This window comes from Nocardia pseudovaccinii NBRC 100343 (assembly GCF_001613225.1).
Lineage (GTDB): Bacteria > Actinomycetota > Actinomycetes > Mycobacteriales > Mycobacteriaceae > Nocardia > Nocardia pseudovaccinii.
Genome location: NZ_BDBY01000087.1, coordinates 16,257 through 39,085, shown reverse-complemented (window position 1 = coordinate 39,085; position 22,829 = coordinate 16,257). Strand labels below are relative to the sequence as shown.

Annotated in this window: 13 protein-coding genes; all 13 read left to right on the top strand. The window is 65.9% G+C overall.

Annotated elements, in window-relative coordinates; all coding sequences use genetic code 11:
- The first annotated feature begins 1 nt into the window (after position 1).
- The 13 genes from NP3_RS09695 to pks13 all read left to right on the top strand — a co-directional run bounded on the left by NP3_RS09695 (position 2) and on the right by pks13 (position 22,807).
- Positions 2 to 2,011: a glycosyltransferase gene (locus NP3_RS09695; RefSeq protein WP_063039858.1), complete on the top strand. Its 2,010-nt coding sequence runs from the start codon at positions 2 to 4 to the stop codon at positions 2,009 to 2,011.
- An 80-nt stretch (positions 2,012 to 2,091) separates the two neighbouring features.
- Positions 2,092 to 2,637, top strand: a complete 546-nt coding sequence (locus NP3_RS09690; protein ID WP_063039888.1) for a phosphatase PAP2 family protein — start codon at positions 2,092 to 2,094, stop codon at positions 2,635 to 2,637.
- 1 nt (position 2,638) lies between these two features.
- Positions 2,639 to 3,571, top strand: coding sequence for a decaprenyl-phosphate phosphoribosyltransferase (locus NP3_RS09685; protein WP_063039856.1), 933 nt, complete (start codon positions 2,639 to 2,641; stop codon positions 3,569 to 3,571).
- A gap of 7 nt (positions 3,572 to 3,578) precedes the next feature.
- Positions 3,579 to 5,522, top strand: coding sequence for an arabinofuranosyltransferase AftB family protein (locus NP3_RS09680; protein WP_373864737.1), 1,944 nt, complete (start codon positions 3,579 to 3,581; stop codon positions 5,520 to 5,522).
- A gap of 322 nt (positions 5,523 to 5,844) precedes the next feature.
- Complete coding sequence (locus NP3_RS09675; protein WP_063039886.1) at positions 5,845 to 6,852, top strand: alpha/beta hydrolase; 1,008 nt, start codon at positions 5,845 to 5,847, stop codon at positions 6,850 to 6,852.
- A gap of 360 nt (positions 6,853 to 7,212) precedes the next feature.
- Positions 7,213 to 8,316: an alpha/beta hydrolase gene (locus NP3_RS09670; protein ID WP_084508384.1), complete on the top strand. Its 1,104-nt coding sequence runs from the start codon at positions 7,213 to 7,215 to the stop codon at positions 8,314 to 8,316.
- A gap of 1,034 nt (positions 8,317 to 9,350) precedes the next feature.
- Complete coding sequence (locus NP3_RS09665) at positions 9,351 to 10,388, top strand: alpha/beta hydrolase (protein ID WP_084508382.1); 1,038 nt, start codon at positions 9,351 to 9,353, stop codon at positions 10,386 to 10,388.
- A gap of 211 nt (positions 10,389 to 10,599) precedes the next feature.
- The gene (locus NP3_RS09660; protein ID WP_084508390.1) at positions 10,600 to 12,402 is read left to right on the top strand and encodes an alpha/beta hydrolase-fold protein; all 1,803 of its coding nucleotides are present in this window, start codon (positions 10,600 to 10,602) and stop codon (positions 12,400 to 12,402) included.
- Between the two features lie 102 nt (positions 12,403 to 12,504).
- Positions 12,505 to 13,035 carry a DUF732 domain-containing protein gene (locus NP3_RS09655; RefSeq protein ID WP_063039850.1) on the top strand — a complete coding sequence of 177 codons (531 nt, stop codon included), beginning with the start codon at positions 12,505 to 12,507 and terminating at the stop codon, positions 13,033 to 13,035.
- Positions 13,032 to 14,021 carry a cutinase family protein gene (locus tag NP3_RS09650; RefSeq protein WP_063039848.1) on the top strand — a complete coding sequence of 330 codons (990 nt, stop codon included), beginning with the start codon at positions 13,032 to 13,034 and terminating at the stop codon, positions 14,019 to 14,021. The genes NP3_RS09655 and NP3_RS09650 overlap by 4 nt, the downstream gene beginning before the upstream one ends.
- 188 nt (positions 14,022 to 14,209) lie before the next feature.
- Positions 14,210 to 15,250, top strand: coding sequence for an LLM class F420-dependent oxidoreductase (locus tag NP3_RS09645; RefSeq protein ID WP_063039880.1), 1,041 nt, complete (start codon positions 14,210 to 14,212; stop codon positions 15,248 to 15,250).
- A 192-nt stretch (positions 15,251 to 15,442) separates the two neighbouring features.
- Complete coding sequence (gene fadD32 / locus NP3_RS09640) at positions 15,443 to 17,359, top strand: long-chain-fatty-acid--AMP ligase FadD32 (protein WP_063039846.1); 1,917 nt, start codon at positions 15,443 to 15,445, stop codon at positions 17,357 to 17,359.
- Positions 17,360 to 17,464: 105 nt separating this feature from the next.
- Entirely contained in the window at positions 17,465 to 22,807 is a 5,343-nt protein-coding gene (gene pks13, locus NP3_RS09635; RefSeq protein ID WP_084508380.1) for a polyketide synthase Pks13, read from the top strand.
- The last annotated feature ends 22 nt before the right edge of the window (positions 22,808 to 22,829 follow it).

The following is a 22,829-nucleotide window of genomic DNA, read 5'->3' as shown; positions in this document are numbered from 1 at the left end:
AATGACCTCCCAATCGATCCTGGAAGATATGACCACCGAAACCCGCGCGAAGTCGCTGCTGCAGCGCATCATCCTGCCTCGGCCGGGTGAACCGCTGGACGTGCGCACCCTCTACCTGGAGGAGTCGCCGACCAATGCCCGGCGCGCGCACGCCACCACGCGTACCTCGCTGTCGGTGGGCGCGGAGTCGGAGGTGTCGTTCTGCACCTACTTCAATGCGCTGCCCGCGAGCTACTGGCGGCGCTGGAGCATCCTGAACTCGGTGGTGCTGCGGCTGGAACTCGCCGGGCACGGCCGCGTGGACGTCTACCGCTCGAAGGCGGACGGCTCGCGAATCCACGTGCAGGGCAAGGAATTCGCGGTCGCGCTCGCGACGCGAGCTCAGGGCCCGGAGGAGGCAGCGGAGCGTGACCACGGAGGGACCAGGGAGCGCCGCAAATCCGACACGAGCACCGAATCGGTGCACGTGGAATTCGAGACCGATCTCGGCCCGTTCGAGGACGGCGGCTGGATCTGGTTCGACATCACCACCGATACGGCAGTCACGCTGCTCGCGGGCGGTTGGTACGCGCCGGTCGAGGCGCCCGGTGCGGGCACCATCGCGGTCGGCATGCCGACCTTCAACCGGCCCACCGATCTGGTGAAAACCCTTGGCGCGCTGGGCTCGGACCCGCTGGTGCTGGAGAAGATAGCCGCGGTCATCGTCGCCGATCAGGGCAACCGCAAGGTGGTCGACGAGCCCGGCTTCGCCGAAGCCGCCGCGGTGCTCGGCGACCGGCTCGCCATTCGCAATCAGCCCAACCTGGGTGGGTCCGGCGGCTACAGCCGGGTCATGTACGAGGCGCTGAAAACCACCGACGCCGAATACATCGTCTACATGGACGACGATATCGAGATCGAACCCGATTCGATCCTGCGCGCGCTGGCCTTCGCCCGCTTCGCCAAATCACCCATGCTGGTCGGCGGGCAGATGCTCAACCTGCAGGAGCGCTCACACCTGCACAGCATGGGCGAGGTCGTGGATCGTGGCATCTTCATGTGGACCTCCGCGCCGAATGTCGAATACGACCACGACTTCTCGAAGTACCCGCTCAAGGACCGCGACAACTCCAAGCTGCTGCACCGGCGCATCGACGTCGACTTCAACGGCTGGTGGACCTGCGTGATCCCGCGCCAGGTCGCCGAGGAGATCGGTCAGCCGCTGCCGCTGTTCCTGAAGTGGGACGACGTCGAATACGGGCTGCGCGCCCACGATCACGGCTACTCCACCGTCACCCTGCCCGGCGCCGCCGTCTGGCATATGGCCTGGAGCGACAAGGACGACGCGATCGACTGGCAGGCGTACTTCCACCTGCGCAACCGCCTGGTGGTCGCCTCGCTGCACATGCCGGGCAACGGGCGCGGCATGGTCGTCAACACCGTCAAAGCGACCCTGAAACACCTGCTCTGCCTGGAGTATTCGACGGTCGCCATCCAGAATCTGGCGATCAAGGACTTCCTCGCCGGACCGGAGCGACTGTTCCAACTGCTGCCGAGCGCCCTCGGCGTGGTGCACGAAATGCGCAAGCAGTACCCGGATGCGGTCATCCTGCCGTCGTCCACCGAACTGCCGCTGGCCAGCCACATCGGCGTCGGCGCGGTCGGTGAACCGGCGAATCCGATCGCCAAGGTGGTCCGCCTGGCCAAGGGCGTCGTGCACAACTTCCGCCCGGCACATGCCGAGCATCACGAGCGTCCGCAGCTGAATGTGCCTACGCTGGACGCCCGTTGGTTCCTGCTCTCGCAGATCGACGGCGTCACCGTCACCACCGCGGACGGCCGCGGCGTGGTCTACCGTAAGCGCGATCCGCGTCAGGCCCTCGGCCTGTTCAAGGAGGCCATGCGGCTGCGCAAGGAGTTGGCGGCCCGCTTCCCGGAGATGCAGCAGCGCTACCGCGCCGCTCACCCGACGCTGACCAGCACGGCGGCTTGGGAAAACGTCTTCGGTATCGATACGAAGGATGAGCAGTAGTGAGTCTGGAAGCCACCGCCGCGGACGACAACACCGCGGTGCACTCGAGTGCGAACGGTCACGGCGGCCCGGTATCGGCGGTGCCGTCGGCGCCGCAGCCGCCCGAGGTCAAGATCATCAACGCGGTCCAGGCGACCATCGGCGCCAAGCCCGAGGTGATCAAGGCCGCGCGCGGCATGTCGCATTTCGGTGAGCACGCGCTCGGCTGGATCGGCATCGCGGCGGCGGGCTGGCTCGTCGACAAACCGCGGCGCAGGCAGTGGGCCGGGGTCGCGGTCGGCGCGGTCGGCGCGCACGCGGCATCGATCGTCATCAAGCGAATCGTCCGGCGTCCGCGCCCCAATGATCCATCGGTGCAGGTCAACGTCTCGACGCCGAGCAAGCTGAGCTTCCCGTCCTCACACGCGACCTCGACCACGGCAGCGGCGGTGTTGCTCGGCAGACTGACCGGGCTACCCTTGCCTGCGGTGCTCGTCCCACCGATGTTGCTCTCCCGGGTTGTGCTCGGGGTGCACTATCCCTCCGACGTGCTCGCCGGTTCCGCGCTCGGCGCCGCGTCCGCCGCTGTTGTGCTTGCCGCCGAAAAGAGACTCGATAGTGACCGCACAAGAAAAGACGTTCGTTGACATGAGTGAAGAGCCGACCAGCACGGACCTAGCCGAAGCAGTAGTCAAGGGTCCGCCCAAGACACTGGGCGGCGGGCTGTTCAAGGCGGTCCGCCCGCGTCAGTGGGTCAAGAACGTGCTGGTGCTCGCCGCGCCGCTGGCCGCGGGTCCGGATACCGCGACCGAACTGAGCGTGCTCGGCCATGTCGGCATCGCCTTCGTGGTCTTCTGCATGGCGGCCTCGGGCATCTACCTGGTCAACGATGCGCTCGACGTGGAGGCGGACCGGGCGCACCCGACCAAGCGGTACCGCCCGATCGCCGCGGGCGTGGTCCCGGTGAATCTGGCCTACCTGCTTTCGGTGGTGCTGCTGGTCGGCTCGATCGCCGGATCGTTCCTGGCGTCCTGGCATCTGGCCGTGGTGATGGCCGTCTACATCGGCATCCAGCTGGCCTACTGCTTCGGCCTCAAGCACCAGGCGGTGCTGGACATCTGCATCGTGTCCTCCGGCTTCCTGCTGCGCGCGGTCGCCGGTGGCGCGGCAGCGAATATCGACCTGTCGCAATGGTTCCTGCTGATCATGGCGTTCGGCTCGCTGTTCATGGCCGCGGGTAAGCGCTACGCCGAACTGCAGATCGCGCTGAGCACCGGCGCAAAGATCCGCAAGTCGCTGGAGTACTACACACCGACATATCTGCGCTTCATCTGGACTCTCGCCGCGACCGCGGTGGTGGTGTTCTACGGTCTGTGGGCGTTCCAACAGGACAGCCTCAAGCACACCAACTGGTTCGCAATCTCGATGATTCCGTTTACCATCGCAATCCTGCGTTACGCGGTCGACGTCGATGGCGGCGAGGCCGGTGAACCCGAAGAGATCGCGCTGGGGGATCGCATCCTCCAGTTCCTCGCAATCGCCTGGATCGGAGCGGTAGGTGTCGCTGTCTATCTCACCTGACGAACTGCTGGTAGAGGGAGTGGAGCGAACAGAACAAGTGACGAAGGAGCCGGCCGAAGGGCCGGCTCGTTCGGCCTTGCGGTTCGCCAGGCTATCCCGAGCCACCTTCGTCGGTGGGATCGCGCTCACTGTCGCACTATTCTCGGTCGGCGCCTGGCAGCGACGCTGGATCGCCGACGACGGGCTCATCGTGCTGCGCACCGTGCGGAATCTGTTGGCGGGCAACGGGCCGGTCTTCAACGAGGGCGAGCGCGTCGAGACCAACACCAGTACCGCATGGACCTATCTGGTGTGGTTCTTCAGCTGGCTCACCAGGGCCAGGCTGGAATACGTCGTACTCGGCGTCGCGCTCACGGTATCGATGCTGGCGATCGTCTTCGCCATGCTCGGTGCCGCGCGGCTGTGGGGCGGCACCGAATCGGCGCTGCTGCTGCCCGCGGGCGTATTCGTCTACATCGCCCTGCCACCCGCCCGTGACTACGCCACCTCCGGTCTGGAGAGCGGTCTGGTCATCTGCTGGCTCGGCCTGCTGTGGTGGCAACTGGTGCGCTGGAGTCAGACCGAGCGGGTGAAGCCGCCCGCGCTGTTCGGGCTGGTTTTCCTCGCCGGACTCGCACCGCTGATCCGTCCGGAGATGACGCTGGTCGGCGCGCTGTCGCTGCTGATGATCTTCCTGGCCCCGATGCCGCGGTCCCGGCTGCACCCGATCGTGTTGCGCGGCTTGATCGTCGCCGCCGCGGGGCTGGTGCCGCTGTGCTACCAGGTCTGGCGGATGGGCTACTACGGCCTGCCCTATCCGAATACCGCGGTCGCCAAGGATGCGGGCGGCGCCAAGTGGGGGCAGGGCTTCAAATACCTCTGGGATCTGGTCGGTCCGTACTACCTGTGGGTGCCGCTGCTGGTGCTGCTGGTCCTCGGTGTGGTCGCGGGCCGCTCGGCGCGTGCCGACAAGGCGACCGACGAGCGCGGCTGGACGGTGCGCCGAGTCCGCGAATGGCTGCACTCGCCGAGTGCGGTGGTCGCGCTCATGCTCGGCAGCGGATTCGTCCTGACGATCTACGCTCTGCGCGTCGGCGGTGACTTCATGCACGGCCGGATGCTGCTGCCGCAGCTGTTCTGCCTGCTGCTGCCGGTCGCGGTGGTGCCGATCCGGCTGCCGCTTGCCTCCTTCAACCGCCAAGGCGGTCTGCGCGCGGTCACTGCAGGGGACTGGTCCTTCGCGGTGATCACGCTCGCGCTGCTCGGCACCGCGGGCTGGGCGCTGTTCGCGGCCAACACCACGGCCATCAAGACCGGCACCAAGATCAGTGCCTCCGGCATCGTCGACGAGCGCGTCTACTACGTCCTCAATACCGGCCACGACCATCCGATCCTGGCCGAGGACTACCTGGACTACCCGCGCGTGCGGGCCATGGTGAACAACATCGCCGAAACCCCCGACGGCGGTCTGCTGCTGAACTCGCCGTCGTTCATGTTCTGGTACGTCGCGCCCCCGCCGCAGCCGATTCCCGACGGCGGCGCCGGGCATACCGTCTACTTCCTCAATCTCGGCATGACCAGCATGAACGTCCCGCTGGACGTGCGCGTCATCGACCAGATGGGCCTGGCCTATCCGCTGGCCGCGCACACCGACCGGCTCACCGACGGCCGGATCGGCCACGACAAGAGCCTGTATCCGGACTGGGTCGTGGTGGATACCGGCATGGTCGACCGGCATCCGTGGATGCCCTGGTACATGGACGAGAAGTGGGTCACCCAGGCGCGTACCGCCATGAGCTGCCCGGACACCGTGGCACTGAACATCTCCTACCGTGATCCGCTCACCTGGGGTCGCTTCAAGCACAACCTGATCCACGCGCTGCACTTCGCGAAATACCGGATCGATCGCGTGCCGAAGTACGAGATCGAGCGGTGCGGACTGGTGGATCCGTATCCTCAACCGCAAAGGTAAGACGCAACTCCTGTCACACGGGCCCATGGAACTCCGTGGGCCCCAGTTCTTTCACTGACCAGGGCAAATAAACGTGGCGCATATCGCTTTATCTCTTTTTGATAACGCCACCGCATCGATGTCGCGATATGGTACGTGGGAACGCCCGTTGGGGCTTCCGATTCGACATGGGCCCATCCAGTGGTCAACGCAGAGACGCGGTCGAAGTACGACCGCATAACGAAAGGCCGAAAACCAGATGCGAGGCGTGATCGGGCAAAAGACGCAGAATGGACGTCTGAAAACCCGTAGAGCCGGTTCGTGGCTCAAGCGGTCGGTGCTGATGTCGCTGGCTATCTTGCTGCCGCTCGGGGTGTCAGTAGCAGGTCCGGCGGGTTCCGCGTCGGCCGCGTTCAACCCGGACGGTTTCGATTTCTGGGTCGACTCCAGCATGGGTCCGATCAAGTCGCGGATCTTCCGCGCGGCGGACGGCAATACCGGGCGCGTGGTCTACGCGCTGGACGGCATGCGGGCCCGTGGTGACCTGAACGGCTGGGAGATCGAGACCGAGGTCGCCCGTGAGCTGACCAAGTGGAATATCAATGTCGTCATGCCGGTCGGCGGTCCGTCCAGCTTCTACGCGGACTGGAACGCGCCGGGTAACTTCCTCGGCCTGAGCACCGGTTCGTCGGGTTCGGCCAACGGTTCGTCCTCCGGGTCTGCGATGACCGGCTCCTCGGGTTGGAACGAGACCCTCGGCAAGTCGAACACCTACAAGTGGGAGACCTTCCTGACCAGCGATCTGCGCAATGCGCTGCGTGATCGCCTCGGCTTCAGCCCGACCCGCAACGGTGTCTTCGGCCTGTCCATGGGCGGCAGCGCCGCGCTGACGCTCTCGGCCTACCATCCGGACCAGTTCGTCTATGCCGGTTCGTATTCCGGCTACCTGAACATCTCCGCGCCGGGTATGCGCGAGGCGCTGCGCGTCGCGATGATCAGCGCGGGCGGCTACAACATCGACGCGATGGCGCCGCCGTGGGGCCCGCAGTGGCTGCGCATGGATCCGTTCGTCTTCGCGCCGCAGCTGATCCGGAACAACACCAGGCTCTGGGTGGCCGCGGGCAGCGCACTGCCCGGTCCGGCCGACGCGAGCTCGCCGATCGACGTCATCCAGGGCACGCCGCTGGAGGCGCTCGCACTGGTCAACACCCGGGCCTTCCAGGTCCGGATGGCGACGCTGGGTGCGCAGAATGTCACCTACAGCTTCCCGTCCGTGGGCATCCACAACTGGCACAACTGGGAGTCCGAGGTCTACCGCATGATCCCGGATCTCTCCGCCAACATCGGGTAAAGCTGTGTTTGTTTGGCCGCGCCTTCGGCGCGAAAGTCGCTCGTAAGACTCGCTCCGAGCGGGGCTGGTAATGCGGTGATCTGACCGCCTGGTGTGTTCGCACACCAGGCGGTTTTTGTTTGCTCGCATCCGTCCGAAACCCCCGTTGACAACGAATCAGCTCTGGATGCCTTCGATAGTTGTGGGTTGGATCACTTTTCGGCAACATAGAAGCATTCGCTAGAGATTGATGTGCGACCAGTATGTATGCAGGTGGTATGTCTGTTTCGGACAGGGTTGGCTGTCTTTGTGCCCGATGAGGCGTCAGTCGAAATTGCTCGAAGTTTGCCAACTGGCCGTCTGGACGAAAGGTCGAGTCGAATGCGAAGTGTGCGCTGGCAACGTGGGCCCGGGAGTTCGGCCAGTTCGTCGGCCGGGGCGGCCGGTGGTTCCTGGGCGAAGAAATGGGTGCTCGGTGTGGCGACGGCGATGCTGTTGCCGCTCGGGATCTCCCTGGCGGGCAGTGGCACCATCGCATCGGCGGGCCTCAACCCGGCGGCCTTCGACTTCTGGGTCGATTCGCCGGTGATGGGTCCGATCAAGAGCCGGGTGCTGCGCGCGGCGGACGGCAATACCAACCGCGTCGCCTACGTGCTCGACGGCCAGCGGGCACCGGAAACGCTCAATGGCTGGGAGATCGAGACCAATGTCCCCGAGATCCTCGCGAGCTGGAATATCAATGTGGTCATGCCGGTCGGTGGCATGTCGAGCTTCTACGCGGACTGGAATGCGCCGAGCAACTTCTTCGGCGTCACGCCCGGTTCGATGGGTTCGGCCACCGGATCCGGTGCGACGGAGGCCTTTTTGGCAGGTCCCGGGAAGAGCTATCGCTACGACTGGGAAACGTTCCTGACCCAGCAGCTGCGATCGGCGCTGCGGGATCGCTTGGGCTTCAACCCGAATCGCAATGGTGTGTTCGGGCTTTCGATGGGTGGCAGTGCGGCGCTGACGCTTGCGGCCTATCACCCGGACCAGTTCAGCTTCGCCGGAGCGTTCTCGGGCTACCTCAATATTTCGGCGCCGGGTATGCGGGAGGCGATTCGCACGGCGATGGTCGACGCGGGCGGCTACAACGTGGACTCGATGGCGCCGCCGTGGGGTCCGCAGTGGCTGCGGATGGATCCGTTCGTCTTCGCGCCGCGCTTGATCCAGAACGGCACCCGGGTGTGGGTCGCCGCCGGTAGTGCGCTGCCTATGCCCGAGGATCTGAATATTCCATTCCCGGTTGCCGCGGATCGTCTCCTCAGGGGCTCGCCGCTCGAGGCGCTCGCCTTGGCGAATACCAGGGCATTTCAGGTCCGAATGATGTCGTTGGGGGCGCAGAACGTGGTGTATTCGTTCCCGCCCGCCGGTCTGCATGCGTGGACCAACTGGCAGGACGAGGCCTATCGGATGATTCCGGACATGTCCGCCAATATCGGCTGAGTTATCGGCCGCCGCGATCGCTCTCGCGGGTATGTGTCGCGGTGCACAAGCCGCCCGGTGCACGGACCGGGCGGCTTTGTTTTGGTCCGAATCGAGCATTTACCCTCTGGTTGGCTGGAAGATCGCTGGCTCGAGAGTTTCGGTGTCGCATGCCCGGCGGAGGTTCGTGTAAGAGTTCGCGTCGGTGATTCCCCGGACCTCATCACGATCCGACATCGCGGCGGCTTCTGGTTCGAGCACGTGCCTTTGGAAGAGCAACAACGCCGAGACCTCCTGTGCGGGACCATCGGTGTCGTGTGTCGATCCTCATGCTCGACAGCGGCGAGCAGTAGTGCTCGCACGGGCGAAAGGTCGAATCGCTGCGGCATCGCAGGGTGCGCTGAATAGTTGCCAGTGGCTGGCTGCGGAGCTCGGCGGTTGGGGTGGCATTCGTATTGGCAGATCTCCCCGGTGCTGCCGCCGTGGAATATCAACGTTGTCATTCCGATCGGCGGGCAATCCAATTCCACTATGCAGGTTCGTATTCGGGCTACCCGAATATTCCGGCGCACGGCATGTGCGGGGCGCCGCGGCAGGTCCGGCCGGATTTCCGCGGCCCGACGAACGCGGTCTTCCGCTGCCCGGCGGTCGGCGTGCACGCCCGGCACTACTGGGCCGACCGAGTGCTCGAGATGCTGCCGGATCCGAGCCGGTACCCGGGGTCAGGATTCGCACTCCCTAGTGACCCCCTAATCTTTGTCCGAAATTCCCGTTCCGACACGACATCTCCGCACGAACGCGATAGGGTCTCCGCACGATCACAGCTTGTGAACGGGCGGAATTCGGCCACTCGAATACCCCGGTCTTGCTAAGGCTTCGCACGTCGAATAACCTCCAGCGAGCGCAAGTGTGACCAGATCGTTGTAGCGCCGTCTCTTGTGCCGGAATGTCGGGTACCGGTTGGCATGTGACGCGCGTCTCGTTGGCAGCACGGGTGTTGCCCGGCCCGCAAGGGCTACGGGCAACACCACAACAGCAGAAAGAGAGCAGGATTCATGCGTTTCGGCAGGGCGGCCGCGCCGAAGAGAACCAAGTCGGGACGGCGAGGTACCCCTCGTGGTTGGCGGAATCGAATTCTGGCTGTCGGTGCGGCGGCGTTGGCGCTACCGATCGCCGCGGGCGTGACGGGCCCGACCGTTGCCTTGGCCGCGCCGGTGCACGGCCCCGCGCTGCGGACGCCGTCGGGTGGCTTAGAGGACCTGATGGTCCCGTCGCAGATGGGTCCGATCAAGGTCCAGGTGCAGTGGGCGGCGCGCGGCGGTAACGCGGCGCTGTATCTGCTCGACGGCCTGCGGGCACGTGACGACCGCAACGCGTGGTCGTTCGAGACGAACGCCCTCCAGCAGTTCGGCAACGACAACATCTCGCTGATCATGCCGGTCGGTGGCCAGTCGAGCTTCTATGCCGACTGGTACAGCCCGAGCAACACCAACGGCCAGAAGACCACCTACAAGTGGGAGACCTTCCTGACCAAGGAACTCCCGGCCTTCCTCGAGGGCTACGGTGTGTCGCGCACGAACAACGCGGTTGTCGGCCTCTCGATGGGTGGCTCGGCCGCGCTGGCGCTGGCCGCCTACCACCGCGACCAGTTCAAGTACGCCGCGTCCTACTCCGGCTACCTGAACATCTCCGCGCCGGGCATGCGTGAGGCGATCCGCATCGCGATGCTGGACGCGGGCCGCTACAACGTTGACTCGATGGCCGCGCCGTGGAGCTCGCAGTGGCTGCGGATGGACCCGTTCGTGTTCGCCCCGCAGCTGAAGGGTCTGCCGATGTACATCTCGGCGGCCAGCGGTCTGCCGGGTCAGTACGACAACCCGAACTCGGCCGTCGGCTACTTCAACACCGCCAACGGTATGGCGCTGGAGGCGCTGTCGCTGGTGAACACCCGCGCGTTCCAGGCTCGCCTGGCCTCGCTCGGCATTCCGGCCACGTTCGACTTCCCGGCCGCGGGTACCCACTCGTGGAAGTACTGGGAGGGTGAGCTGTGGAACTCCCACAACGGCATCCTCGACGCCACCGGTGGTTGGTGAGTTAAGGATCTAGACGCCGAACGGCGCCGTCAGCTTCCGAACGGAAGCAGACGGCGCCGTTTCGCATTCGCCAGGCGGATAAGCCTGTCCGCGTGTCTTACCCGCAACCGCGCCGCAACCGGGGTAGGAAACACTTGTGGCAGCACTTGCATTCGGCAGATGTGGGCGGCGCGGGCGACGTAGCGGACGTGTGACCCGTGGCCGGGTCGCGATGCTCGCCACCGCCATCGCGATCCCACTCGCCTCAGGGCTTTCCCCGAGCACCGCACCCGCAAACGCTCAGCCCGCCGCCGCACCCGCTGTGGGCGCGACGGCGCAGCGGGTGGTGTGGCTGACCGACCGACGGGTGGCGCTGTGGATCAATTCGCCATCTATGGCCACACCCATCCAGGTGCAGCTGCTGCTGGCCCGGGATTGGAACACACACCCGGAGGCCAGGTTCCCGGCTCTGTTCATGCTCGACGGTCTGCGCGCCACCGATGAGGAGAGCGGCTGGACCCACGACGCCGGTGCGGTGGATTTCTTCGCCGATAAGAACGTCACGGTGGTGCTGCCGGTCGGCGGTCAGTCCAGCTTCTACTCCGACTGGCTGCAGCCTGACAACGGTCGCAACTACAAATGGGAAACCTTCCTGACCAAGGAACTTCCGCCGCTGCTGGAGAGTCAGTGGCGGACCACGGATGTGCGTGGCATGGAAGGCATTTCGATGGGCGGCACGGCCGCGATGTTCCTGGCCGGGCGCAATCCGAACTTCGCGAAATACGCCGCGTCGTACTCCGGTGTGCTCACTACGACCACCCTCGGGATGCCGCAGGCGATCCAGTACGCCATGCACGATGCGGGCGGCTTCGATTCGGCCGCCATGTGGGGTCCGCCGGGCGGTCCGGAGTGGGAGAGCCACGACCCGTATGCGTTGGCGGACAAGCTCAAGGGCGTCAGCCTGTATATCTCCAGCGGTAACGGGTCGATCGGACCGTTCGACCAGGCCAGCGGCATTCCCGGGGTCAGCACCAATTACGCGGGCATGGGGTTGGAGATCCTATCTCGGCTGACCTCGCAGAACTTCGTGACCAAACTCGGCAAGCTGTCCATCCCGGCCCAGGTGAATTACCGTCCCTCCGGCACACATTCGTGGCCGTACTGGGATTTCGAAATGCGTCAGTCCTGGCCGCAGGCCGCCGCCGCGCTCGGGGTCGACCCGAACAAACCGGCCTGCCAGAGCGGGGGCGCGATCGCCGCCCTGGCGAGCGGCAACGGCTGGCTCGGCGAATGCGTCACCGGCGAGTACCAGGTGGCGGGCGGCACCGCACAGGACTTCAAGGGCGGCCGGGTCTTCTATTCGCAGGCCGACGGCGCGCACGCGGTCGGGGGCATGATCGGCGGCGGCTACCAGGCCGCGCTCGGCCCGGGCGGTGCGCTCGGCCTGCCCACCGATGACGAACGCGGGCTGCCGGACGGCCGCGGACGCATGCAGGCATTCCAGAACGGCCTGCTCTACTGGACCCCGCGGACCGGCGCCCAGGTGGTGCGCGGCGCGATTCTCGACGAATGGGGTCGGCAGGGCTTCGAGCGCGGCCCGGCCGGATATCCCACCGGACCGGAGACCAAGGCCCCCGATAAGGACGGTGTGGTCCAGTCCTTCGAAAACGGTCCCTTCTACTACAGCGCGAAGACCGGTGTGCATCATGTGCAGGGAATGATCTTGGGCAAGTACGCCGAATTGGGTTATGAGAACAGCCAACTCGGGTTCCCTACCGCCGACGAGGCCCCGAGCAAGGATTTCGGTCGCTACTCCAAGTTCGAGGGCGGAAATATCTACTGGAGCCCGCTGTCGGGTGCGTGGCCGGTGCGTTCGGGTCCGATCATGGATATGTGGTCGGTGGTCGGCTACGAGAACGGCAGGCTCGGATACCCGACAAGTGCCGAGTTCGCCGTTCCGGGGGGCGTCCAGCAGAATTTCCAGACCGGATTCATTACGGTGCGCGACGGCAAACCCGAAGTCCACGGCATTTAATTCCAACCGGTCTGTTTGCCGACCGCCTGCACCTATGCTCGGCTTTCCTCTAGCCTGGGTGGCGACCCGTCCCCTTAGCGAACAGATCGAGGACACGAATTCATGCATCGGACCCGCGGAAAGGTTATCGGCGTAGTCGTGGGGATCGCCGCTACCGGCTTGCTCGCCGCCTGTGGCAATAACGATTCGACTGTGTCGAGCACGCCGACGATGTCCCACACCACGACGGCGGCGGCAACGACCTCCGCCTCGACCCCTGCCCCGACCAGCGCCGGTGCCACCGGTCAGCCGTCGCAGACCCCCGAGACGCCCGCGGATACGGCGACGCCGGAGCGCCCCCAGCCCGTGCCGACCAATGCCGCACCTGGTGACACGTCGAAGCTCACCGACAAGGACAAGAAGTTCCTCGACGCGCTCAAGGCCGCGGGCATCACCCCCTCCAGCCCGGATATCGCGCTGAGCATCGGCACCTACGTCTGCCAGGGCGTCGCGGCGAATGCCTCCGATCAGGATCTGATGACCTTCGCCACCGCGATGGCCGGATCGGATCCGTCCTTCGATCCGGCGAAGATGCCGGTGGAGCAGGCCGGAAAGATCTACATCGATACGGCTAAGTCGACGTACTGCCAGTGAGTGTGCGCAGTTCGGCCTCCCGCCGGTCCCGAAAACCGGCGGGGTGCCTGCTCTTCATCGGTTTGGTAGTGCTCGTCGTCGTCATCGCGCTGCTGCTGTGGTTCGTGCTCGCCGGACCGCTGCGCAAGCCGAAGCCCGGTCCGAAGCCGCCGCCGACACCGCCGACCTCCCAGCCGGCCTGGTGTCCCGACGTGCAGATGATTTCGATACCCGGTACCTGGGAATCGAACAGCAACGACGATCCGCACAATCCGACGGCCAATCCGATCTCGTTGATGCTCAACGTCTCCGGGCCGGTATCGCAGCAGTTCCCGGAGGGACGCCTCGATGTCTACACCGTTCCGTACGTCGCGCAGTTCTCCAATCCGATCGCGATTCCGCCGGACGGCCAGCAGTCGTACAACAACAGCCGTTCCGAGGGCTGGCAGCGCACGCAGGACGCGATGGCGAATCGGTATCGCGACTGTCCGCTGACCAACTATGTGGTCGCCGGGTTCTCCCAGGGCGCGGTGATCGCGGGCGATATCGCCAACCAGATCGGCGCGGGCAAGGGACCGGTACCCGCGGACAAGGTGCTCGGTGTCATGCTGATCGCCGACGGCCGCCGCACCGGTGACAACGGACCGGGCCAGGCCATCCAGATCGGCACCGCGCCCGCCGGAGTCGGCGCCGAGGTCTCGCTCAACGGATTGAAGGTGCCCGGCATCACGATGACCGGTGCACGTTCGGGTGGGTTCGGCTCGCTCGCCGATCGCACCTACACCATCTGCGCGCCCGGCGACATGATCTGCGATTCGCCGCGCGATGCGTTGAGTCCCCTGAACATCGTCGGCAGCGTGCTGACCCTGGTCCGCGCGGTCGGTAACCCGGTGCACAGCCTCTACAACGGCTACGTGGTGGACGGCGATGGGACCACTGCGACACAGTGGACGGTGAACTGGGCCAACGGTTTGATAGAAGGCGCACCACACCCGGCGCATTCGTGAGATCGCACAGCGGACGCGGTCACAACCTGTGTTCGAGCGGGCGGACCGCGACAACCGCACTGGAGTCGCGTCGCACGCTGTAAAGTGCGCCTGATGATCGCGACGCCGGCCCTCGAGCCCCCAGAAGCGTGGGCACGATGCGCCCCGGCGTCGCGCCCACATTTCCTTACAGCCAGGAGCATGAGTTCATGACAGAAGCCGCACCGGCCACCACGGCGAGCCGTGAAGCGGATGCTGAGTTGACCGCGCTGGGTACTCCGCTGCGGCCCTTCCGCTTCGCGGCCGCGGGCGAGGGAAATAAGCAAGAGGGCGGGGCCAGGAAGTTCGTCCAGACCGCGCAGACGGCCGAGGAGTACGGCTTCGACACCTTCGTCGTGCCGGACCACCTGGGTGACCAGATCGGCCCGATCGCCGCACTCGGCGCGCTGACCCAGGCCACCGAGCGGATCCGGCTGGGAACCTCGGTGCTGGCCAACGGTTTCCGGCATCCGGTGGTACTGGCCAAGGACCTCGCCACCATCGATGTGCTGTCCAAGGGCCGCCTCGAGGTCGGCATCGGCGCGGGCTGGAAGCAGGACGAATTCGTCGCCGCGGGTCTGCCGTACGAATCGCCGGGCGTGCGCCTCGCCAAGCTGGACGAGACCCTGACCATCCTCGATGTGCTGCTGCGTGGCCAGGAATGCACCTTCGAGGGCAAGTACTACCAGGTGAACGGCATCAAGGGCACGCCACGGCCACGGCAGGGTCCGCGCCCGCCCATCTGCACCGGCGGTGGCGGTCCGAAGATGCTGAGCCTGGCCGCCAAGCACGCCGACATCGTTTCGGTCGTTCCGGTCACCACCAAGAACGGCAAGGGCCTGTTGTCCGGCATCACCTTGGAGAAGACCATCGAGAAGGTGAACCTGATCAAGGAAGTCGCGGGTCCGCGTTTCGCCGATATCGAGCTGAACTGGGCCATTACCGCGATCGTCATCACCGACGATCGGGAGAAGACCGCCGAGATGGCGCTGTCCGCGATCGAGCGCGGACTGCACCCCGACCTCGAGGTCGACGTAAAACTGTCGGTCGAGGAAATCCTCGCCTCGCCGTATGTGGCGATCGGCACATTCGAGGAGATCGCCGAACAGATCCGTCAGGTGCGGCAACTCACATCGATGTCCTATGTCGGCGTGTTCCCAACCCAGATGGACGCGTTCGCGCCGATTATTCCGCTGCTGCGGGGGGAGTGACCCGGTCTTCTCTGTAACATGACTCTGGTTTGAGAACATCTAGCCGATAGCGGTCTACCGCGCAGACCGCAATAAAATCTGCAGGCTGGCTCTCGCATGTAGAGCACCCGCGGGCGATAGCGAGTCGGGGCCTCACAGGTAACAGCGGCGTTGTCGCCGTCTTGCTGCGTGTGCCTCGGAGGAGATGAAGGAATGGAAGAGACTTTCGACGATTACCTGGATGAGACCGGGAACATCCGTATTCCCGATGATCACACCCTGGTGGACCACGTCGAGAAGCACACCCGCAACGACGCGAACACCCTCGCGTACCGCTACATCGATTATTCGCGCGAGCGTGACGGTGAGGCGCAGGAGCTGACGTGGCGTGAGTTCGGTATTCGGCTGCGCGCGGTGGCCGCTCGACTGCAGCAGGTGACCAACCCGGGTGACCGGGTCGCGATCCTGGCCCCGCAGGGCCTGGATTACGTGATCTCCTTCTTCGCCGCGATCTACGCGGGCACCATCTCGGTGCCGCTGTTCGACCCGGACGAGCCGGGCCACACCGACCGCCTGCACGCGGTGCTCGGCGACTGTGAACCCTCGGCCATTCTGACCGCGAGCTCCTCCGCGGCCGGTGTGCGCCAGTTCTTCCGCTCGCTGCCCGCCGCCCAGCGTCCGCGCATCATCGCGGTCGACGCGATTCCGGACGCCGTCGGCGAGAGCTGGGTGCGTCCCGATGTCGCCGTCGACGACATCGCCTACCTGCAGTACACCTCGGGCTCCACGCGCGTCCCGGCCGGTGTCGAGATCACCCATCGGGCGGTCGGCACCAACCTGCTGCAGATGGTCGACGCGATCAACCTGGACTGGAACTCGCGCGGTGTCACCTGGCTGCCGCTGTTCCACGATATGGGCCTGCTGACGGTGATCCTGCCCGCGGTGGGCGGCAAGTACATCACCATCATGTCGCCGAGTGCGTTCGTGCGCCGCCCGTACCGCTGGATCAAGGAATTGGCCGCCCACAACGACGGCGCCGGAACCTTCGCCGCCGCACCGAACTTCGCCTTCGAGCACGCCGCCGCGCGTGGCCTGCCGAAGAACGGCGAATCGCTGGACCTGTCGAATGTGATCGGCCTGATCAACGGCAGTGAACCGGTGACCACCTCGTCGATGAAGAAGTTCAACGACGCGTTCGCCCCGTACGGCCTGCCCAAGACCGCGATCAAGCCCTGCTACGGCATGGCCGAGGCGACCCTGTTCGTCTCCGCGACCAAGGCCGAGGACGAGGCGAAGGTCGTCTACGTCGACCGCAACGAGCTCAACGCCGGTCGCATGGTCAAGATCGAGCAGGGCGCCGAGAACGCCATCGCCCAGGTCTCCTGCGGTTATGTCGCGCTGTCGCAGTGGGCGGCCATCGTCGATCCGGAGACCGTCGATTCCGACGGCGGCGGGCACGAGCTGGCCGACGGTCAGGTCGGTGAGATCTGGCTGCACGGCAACAATATGGGCATCGGCTACTGGGGTCGTCCGGACGAGACCGCGGCGACTTTCCACAACAAGGTCGCGCATCGGCTCACCGAAGGCAGCCACACCGACGGCACCACGGCCGACGCCAACTGGATGCGCACCGGCGACTACGGCGTGTACTTCGAGGGCGAGCTGTACATCACGGGGCGGGTGAAGGACCTCGTGATCGTCGACGGCCGTAACCACTACCCGCAGGACCTCGAGTTCTCCGCGCAGGAGGCATCGAAGGCGCTGCGGCCCGGTTTCGTCGCCGCGTTCTCGGTGCCCGCGAACCAGCTGCCCGCCGAGGTGTTCGAACAGGGCAGCCATTCCGGCCTGAGCTTCGATGCCGACGATGCCTCCGAGCAGCTCGTCATCGTGGGCGAGCGCGGACCCGGCGCGGGCAAGGCCGACCCGCTGCCCATCGCCGACGCGGTCCGCGCGGCGGTATCCCAGCGTCACGGTGTGACCGTGCGCGACGTGCTCTTGGTTCCCGCGGGGTCGATTCCACGGACCTCCAGCGGCAAGATCGCTCGACGCGCCTGCAAGACTGCTTATCTGGAGGGAACGCTGCGGGGTGGTTACACCCAGCAGGCCTTCCCCGATGCACCGGAAGAGTAATTGCCCGAGGGTGGCTCGACCCGAATATCGACGCTGGCGTGGCTTCCCACGTCAGGCGTCGATTCGCGGCGCGCCCGGTACGCAGACAGGTAGCTTGAGGAACTGATGGCTGACAACGAGGGCACGCCCGACCAGACGACCGAGATCGTGCTCGCCGATGCGGACGCGATCGATCCCACTGGCGCCGGGGACGTTTCGCAATCCGCCCCGCGGACCGATATTTCCGTCGCGGAGCTGCGGGAGTGGCTGCGACGCTGGGTCGCCGACGCGACCGGTCAATCGATCGAGCAGATCACGGTGGATCGGCCGATGGAGGAGTTCGGACTGGCCTCACGCGATGCCATCGCACTCGGCGGTGATATCGAAGAGCTGACCGGTGTGGTGCTGACGGCGACGATCGTCTATCAGCATCCGACCATCGCGTCGCTGGCCGAGGTCGTGGTCAACGGTGAGCCGGAGTTGCCGCAGGAATCCGCCGACGATTCGTTCTACACCGCCGGTTATCAGCCGGGCGAGGCGCACGATATCGCGATCGTCGGCCTGTCCACCCGGCTGCCTGGCGCGGGCGATACCCCCGAGTCGACCTGGGAATTCCTGATCAACCGCGGTGACGCGATCCGGGAGCGTCCCGAGGGCCGGTGGGACGAGTTCACCAGCGAACCCGCGGTCGCAGAGGCGGTCGCCGAGGGTAATACGCTGGGTGGCTACCTCGATCAGGAGGTCGTCAAGGGCTTCGACGCGGAGTTCTTCGCGATGTCGCCGGTCGAGGTCGAGCGGGTCGACCCGCAGCAGCGCCTGGCGATGGAGCTGACCTGGGAAGCGTTGGAGCACGCCCGAATTCCGGCCAGTGAGCTCAAGGGTGAACCGGTCGGTGTCTTCATCGGCTCGTCCAGCAATGAATTCCAGCTGATCGCCGCGCTCGGCCTCGGTGATCCGGATCCGGACGTGCCTGCCTCGGCTCAGGCTTACGCCATCATGGGCAGCGTCTCCAGCATCATCCCCAATCGGGTGTCCTACTTCTTCGACTTCCGCGGCCCCTCGGTCGCGATCGATACCGCCTGCTCGTCCACCATGGTCGCGGTGCACCAGGCGGTGCGCTCGCTGCGCGACGGCGATTCGAATCTGGCGCTGGCCGGTGGCGTGAACATGCTGCTCTCGCCGATGGCGACGCTCGGCTTCGACCGCAATGGCGCCGTCGCCAAGAACGGTCGGATCAAGGCGTTCTCCTCCGATGCCGACGGTATGGTCCGCTCCGAGGGCGGCGGTCTGGTCGTGCTCAAGCGGCTCGCCGACGCCGAGCGTGACGGCGACAAGATCTACGCGGTGATCAAGGGTTCCGCGGTCAACAACGACGGCCGATCCAACGGTCTGCTCGCGCCGAACCCGGATGCGCAGGCCGAGGTGCTGCGCCGGGCCTACCGCGATGCGGGTATAGCCCCCTCGACGGTGGACTACATCGAGGCGCACGGCACCGGCACCCTGCTGGGTGATCCGATCGAGGCCGATGCACTCGGCCGGGTGGTCGGCCGCGGACGTGCGGACGATAAGCCCGCGCTGCTCGGTTCGGCCAAGTCCAACTTCGGCCACCTGGAGTCCGGCGCGGGTGCCGCCAGCCTGACCAAGGTGATCATGGCGTTCCAGCACAATGTGCTGCCGCCGAGCATCAATTTCGCGGGCCCGAATCCGTATATCCCGTTCGACCAGGCGCATCTGCGGGTTGTCGCCGAGCCGACGGAGTTCCCGCGCTACAGCGGCACCGCGACGGTCGGCGTTTCCGGCTTCGGTTTCGGTGGTACCAACGCGCACCTCGTCCTGCAGGAATATGTGCCCGCCGCGACGCCGGTAGTTGCCGAGCCGGTGGCCGCGGATGTCGACGAAGAGTCGACCGACGTGATCGAGGAAGCCACCGAGATCGTCGAGGCCGCGGAAGCCGTTGTGCCCGAGGCGGAATGGTCCACCGAGCGGGATGAGCCGCTGCCGGTGATCATCGCCGTTTCGGCCTACCTGCCGTCGCGGCGTCGACGGGCCGCCACTGATCTGGCCGACTGGCTGGAATCCGATGCGGGCCGCGATGTTCCGCTTGCGGACGTGGCCCGCTCCACGGCCAAGCGCAGTCACGCGCGTTCGCGCGGCGTGGTGCTGGCCAAGACGCACGAAGAGGCCGTCGCCGGTCTGCGCGCCATCGCGGCGGGTAAGCCGGGGCCCGGTGTGTTCACCGCGGACGCCCCCGCCGCCAACGGCCCGGTCTGGGTGCTCGCCGGATTCGGCGCGCAGCACCGCAAGATGGGTAAGCAGCTCTACCTGGAGAATTCGATCTTCCGCAAGGCCGTCGACGAGGTCGACGAGCTGGTGCAGGACGAGGCCGGGTATTCGGTGCGCGAGATGATCCTGGACGACGCTCAGGATTACAACGTCGGTACCTCGCAGGTCGGCATCTTCACCATTCAGGTCGGTCTGGCCGCACTGCTGCGCGCGCACGGCGCGCAACCCGATGCGGTGGTCGGTCATTCGATGGGTGAGGTGGCCGGGGCCTACATTTCCGGTGGTCTCGTGCTCGAGGATGCGGTGCGCGTGATCTGCGCCCGCTCGCGCCTGATGGGCGAGGGCGAGGCGATGATCACCGATGACGATGTGCGCAATATGGCGCTGGTCGAGCTGAGTGCCGCCGATGTCGAGTCGATGCTGGTCGACTACCCGGATGTCGAATGCGCGGTGTACGCGGCGCCGACCAATACCGTGATCGGTGGTCCGCAGGACCAGGTCGCGGCAATCGTGGCCAAGGTCGAGCAGGCGGGCAAATTCGCCCGCGTGCTGGCGACCCGCGGCGCCGGGCACACTTCGCAGATGGATCCGCTGCTCGGCGAGCTGGCGGCGGAACTGGCCGGTATCGAGCCGACCAAGTTGACGGCGGGCCTGTATTCGACCGTCAACAAGGAAGAGTTTTACCGGCCCGGCAGTGATCCGGTGCACGACGAGGCCTACTGGGTCAAGAACATGCGCCACTCGGTGTACTTCACCAATGCGGTGAAGCTCGCGGTGGATACCGGCCACACCACCTTCCTGGAGTTGGCGCCGAATTCCGTTGCGCTGATGCAGGTTCTGGGCACGACCTTCGCCGCCGGTGTGCACGATGCGCAGCTGATCCCGACGCTCAAGCGCAAGGAAGACGAGTCGGCGGGCGTAATCTCCGCGCTGGCCCAGCTTTATGTGCACGGACATCGCGTCGATCTGCCGTCGCTGCTGCCCGCGGGCGGCTACGCCGACATTCCGCGCACCGCATTCCTGCGCAAGCAGTACTGGCCGAAGGCGAAGATGGCGAGCGGCAGCGGCAATGCCCGCGTGCCGGGTGCGCGTGTCGCGCTGCCGGACGGCAGGCACGTGTGGGAGGTGCAGGCCTCGGCCGTCACCGATCTCGCCGTGCTGGTGAAAACCGCTGCGGCACAGGTACTCAGCGAGGTCTCGTTGGGCGCGTCGGTCCCGCACGCGGTGCTGCCGACCACCGGAACGCTGACCACCACGTTGATCCCGCACCTGGGTGGTGCGTCGGCGCAGGTGCATGCGCGCGCGGGGGCGAGCTTCCAGCTGCTGTTCGAGGCGGTCGTCGTCTCGGGTGCGCCGCTGCCCGAACCCGTTGTCGCCGCTGCGGTTCCGGGAACCGAGGTCGCGACCACCGGCGATGCCGATCTGGAGGTCGTCGAAACCTTCGGTGAGCGTTGGGATCCGGCGGGCACCCAGACCCTGGAGGAGCGGCTGGCACTGATCGTCGCCGAGTCCATGGGTTATGCGGTCGAGGATCTGCCGATGGAGATCCCGCTGATGGAGCTCGGCCTCGATTCGCTCATGGCCATGCGCATCAAGAACCGGGTGGAATACGAATTCGATATTCCGCAGCTGCAGATCCAGGCCGTGCGCGATGCCAACCTGAACGAGGTCGGCAAGGTGCTGCACTATGCCATCGAGCACCGCGACGAGGTGCAGGCGATCGCCGATAAGCAGGCGGCCGGTGCGGAGCTCGCGGTCGACGGCGGATTCATCGCCGCGGCGCGCGCTGCGGTCGCGGCGGGTGAGGACCCGGCGGCCGTTGTGGCGAATGCCGCTGCCGGTGCAGAGGTTTCGCTGGATGCCGAGAACACCTCGGTGGAGGCGGAGGCTGAGAAGATCGTCGCAGCGGCGGAGACGGCCGCCGGTATCACCGGTGCTGTCGCTGGTACCGCCGCGCCTGCCCCGGCCAGTTCCGAGCAGGCCGCTGCGGCCGAGGCCGACGAAGCCGCGGTCGAACGCGCTCTGGATACCGAGGACAGCACCGCGGTGGGCGGGGCCGAGGCCGTGGCTGCCGCTGCGATCTTCGGTGGTCAGCCCGCCGGTGCCGATGAGGACGATGTGCCGCCGCGTGATGCCGCCGAGCGGTTGACCTTCGCCACCTGGGCGATCGTCACCGGTAAGTCGGCGGGTGGCATTTTCAACACCCTGCCGATCCTGGAGGAAGAGGTCGCCGAGAAGTTGGCGGCCCGACTCACCGAGCGGATCAAGGCGGAGGTCACCGTCGACGACGTGCTCGACTGCGAGACCATCGAGCAGCTCTCCGATATCGTGCGCAATCTGCAGGACAGCGGTGCCGATGTGGACGGGTTCGTTCGCACGCTGCGCCCGCGCGCCGAGGGCTCGAATGCGGTGCCGGTCTTCGTCTTTCACCCTGCGGGTGGCAACACGTTGGTGTACGAACCGCTGCTGAAGCGACTGCCCGCCGACACCCCGATGTATGGCATCGAGCGTGCCGACGGCGAGATCGAGGAACGTGCCAAGCAGTACGTGCCGCAGTTGCGCCGGATCCAGGGTGACGGCCCGTACGTGCTGTACGGCTGGTCGCTCGGCGCGGTGCTCGCCTTGGCGGTCGCGCATCTCCTTCGTGCCGAGGGTGCCGACGTTCGCATGGTCGGCCTGATCGACCTGGCCATCCCGACCGAGTCGGAGGACAACAGCCCGGCGGAACGGATTCGCCGTATCCAGCGCTACCAGGCGTTCGCCAAGAAGACCTATGGGGTCGAAGGCGAACTGCCGCAGGAGCAGTTGGAAGAACTGGCGCTGGCCGATGACGAAGATCAGTTCAAGATGATCAGCGATCTCGTCAAGATCAGTGGAACCAAGATTCCGGGCGGTGTGCTCGAACATCAGCGCACCTCGTGGATCGAGAATCGCGCGTTGCAGAAGCTGCGGCCCACCCGCTACGAGGGCGACGTCGTGCTCTATCTCGCCGATCGCTACCACGACGGTGCGATCGAGCTGGAGCCGCGTTTCGCGGATCGGCGACCCAATGGCGGTTGGGATGAATACATTCCGAACCTCGAGGTTATACATATTCCGGGTGACCACCTCCAGATCGTTGACGAGCCGCGGATCGGAAAGATCGGAGCCGACCTCACCGCGAAGCTTGCCGTTTTTGCCCCGTAGGGGTGCACCTGATGAGAGGGGC

Coding starts and splice junctions, on each gene's coding strand:
- NP3_RS09665 (WP_084508382.1), top strand. CDS start 9,351: ATGCGTTTCGGCAGGGCGGCCGCGCCGAAGAGAACCAAGTCGGGACGG.
- NP3_RS09660 (WP_084508390.1), top strand. CDS start 10,600: ATGCTCGCCACCGCCATCGCGATCCCACTCGCCTCAGGGCTTTCCCCG.
- fadD32 (WP_063039846.1), top strand. CDS start 15,443: ATGGAAGAGACTTTCGACGATTACCTGGATGAGACCGGGAACATCCGT.
- NP3_RS09695 (WP_063039858.1), top strand. CDS start 2: ATGACCTCCCAATCGATCCTGGAAGATATGACCACCGAAACCCGCGCG.
- NP3_RS09645 (WP_063039880.1), top strand. CDS start 14,210: ATGACAGAAGCCGCACCGGCCACCACGGCGAGCCGTGAAGCGGATGCT.
- NP3_RS09655 (WP_063039850.1), top strand. CDS start 12,505: ATGCATCGGACCCGCGGAAAGGTTATCGGCGTAGTCGTGGGGATCGCC.
- NP3_RS09670 (WP_084508384.1), top strand. CDS start 7,213: ATGCGAAGTGTGCGCTGGCAACGTGGGCCCGGGAGTTCGGCCAGTTCG.
- NP3_RS09685 (WP_063039856.1), top strand. CDS start 2,639: ATGAGTGAAGAGCCGACCAGCACGGACCTAGCCGAAGCAGTAGTCAAG.
- NP3_RS09675 (WP_063039886.1), top strand. CDS start 5,845: ATGTCGCTGGCTATCTTGCTGCCGCTCGGGGTGTCAGTAGCAGGTCCG.
- pks13 (WP_084508380.1), top strand. CDS start 17,465: ATGGCTGACAACGAGGGCACGCCCGACCAGACGACCGAGATCGTGCTC.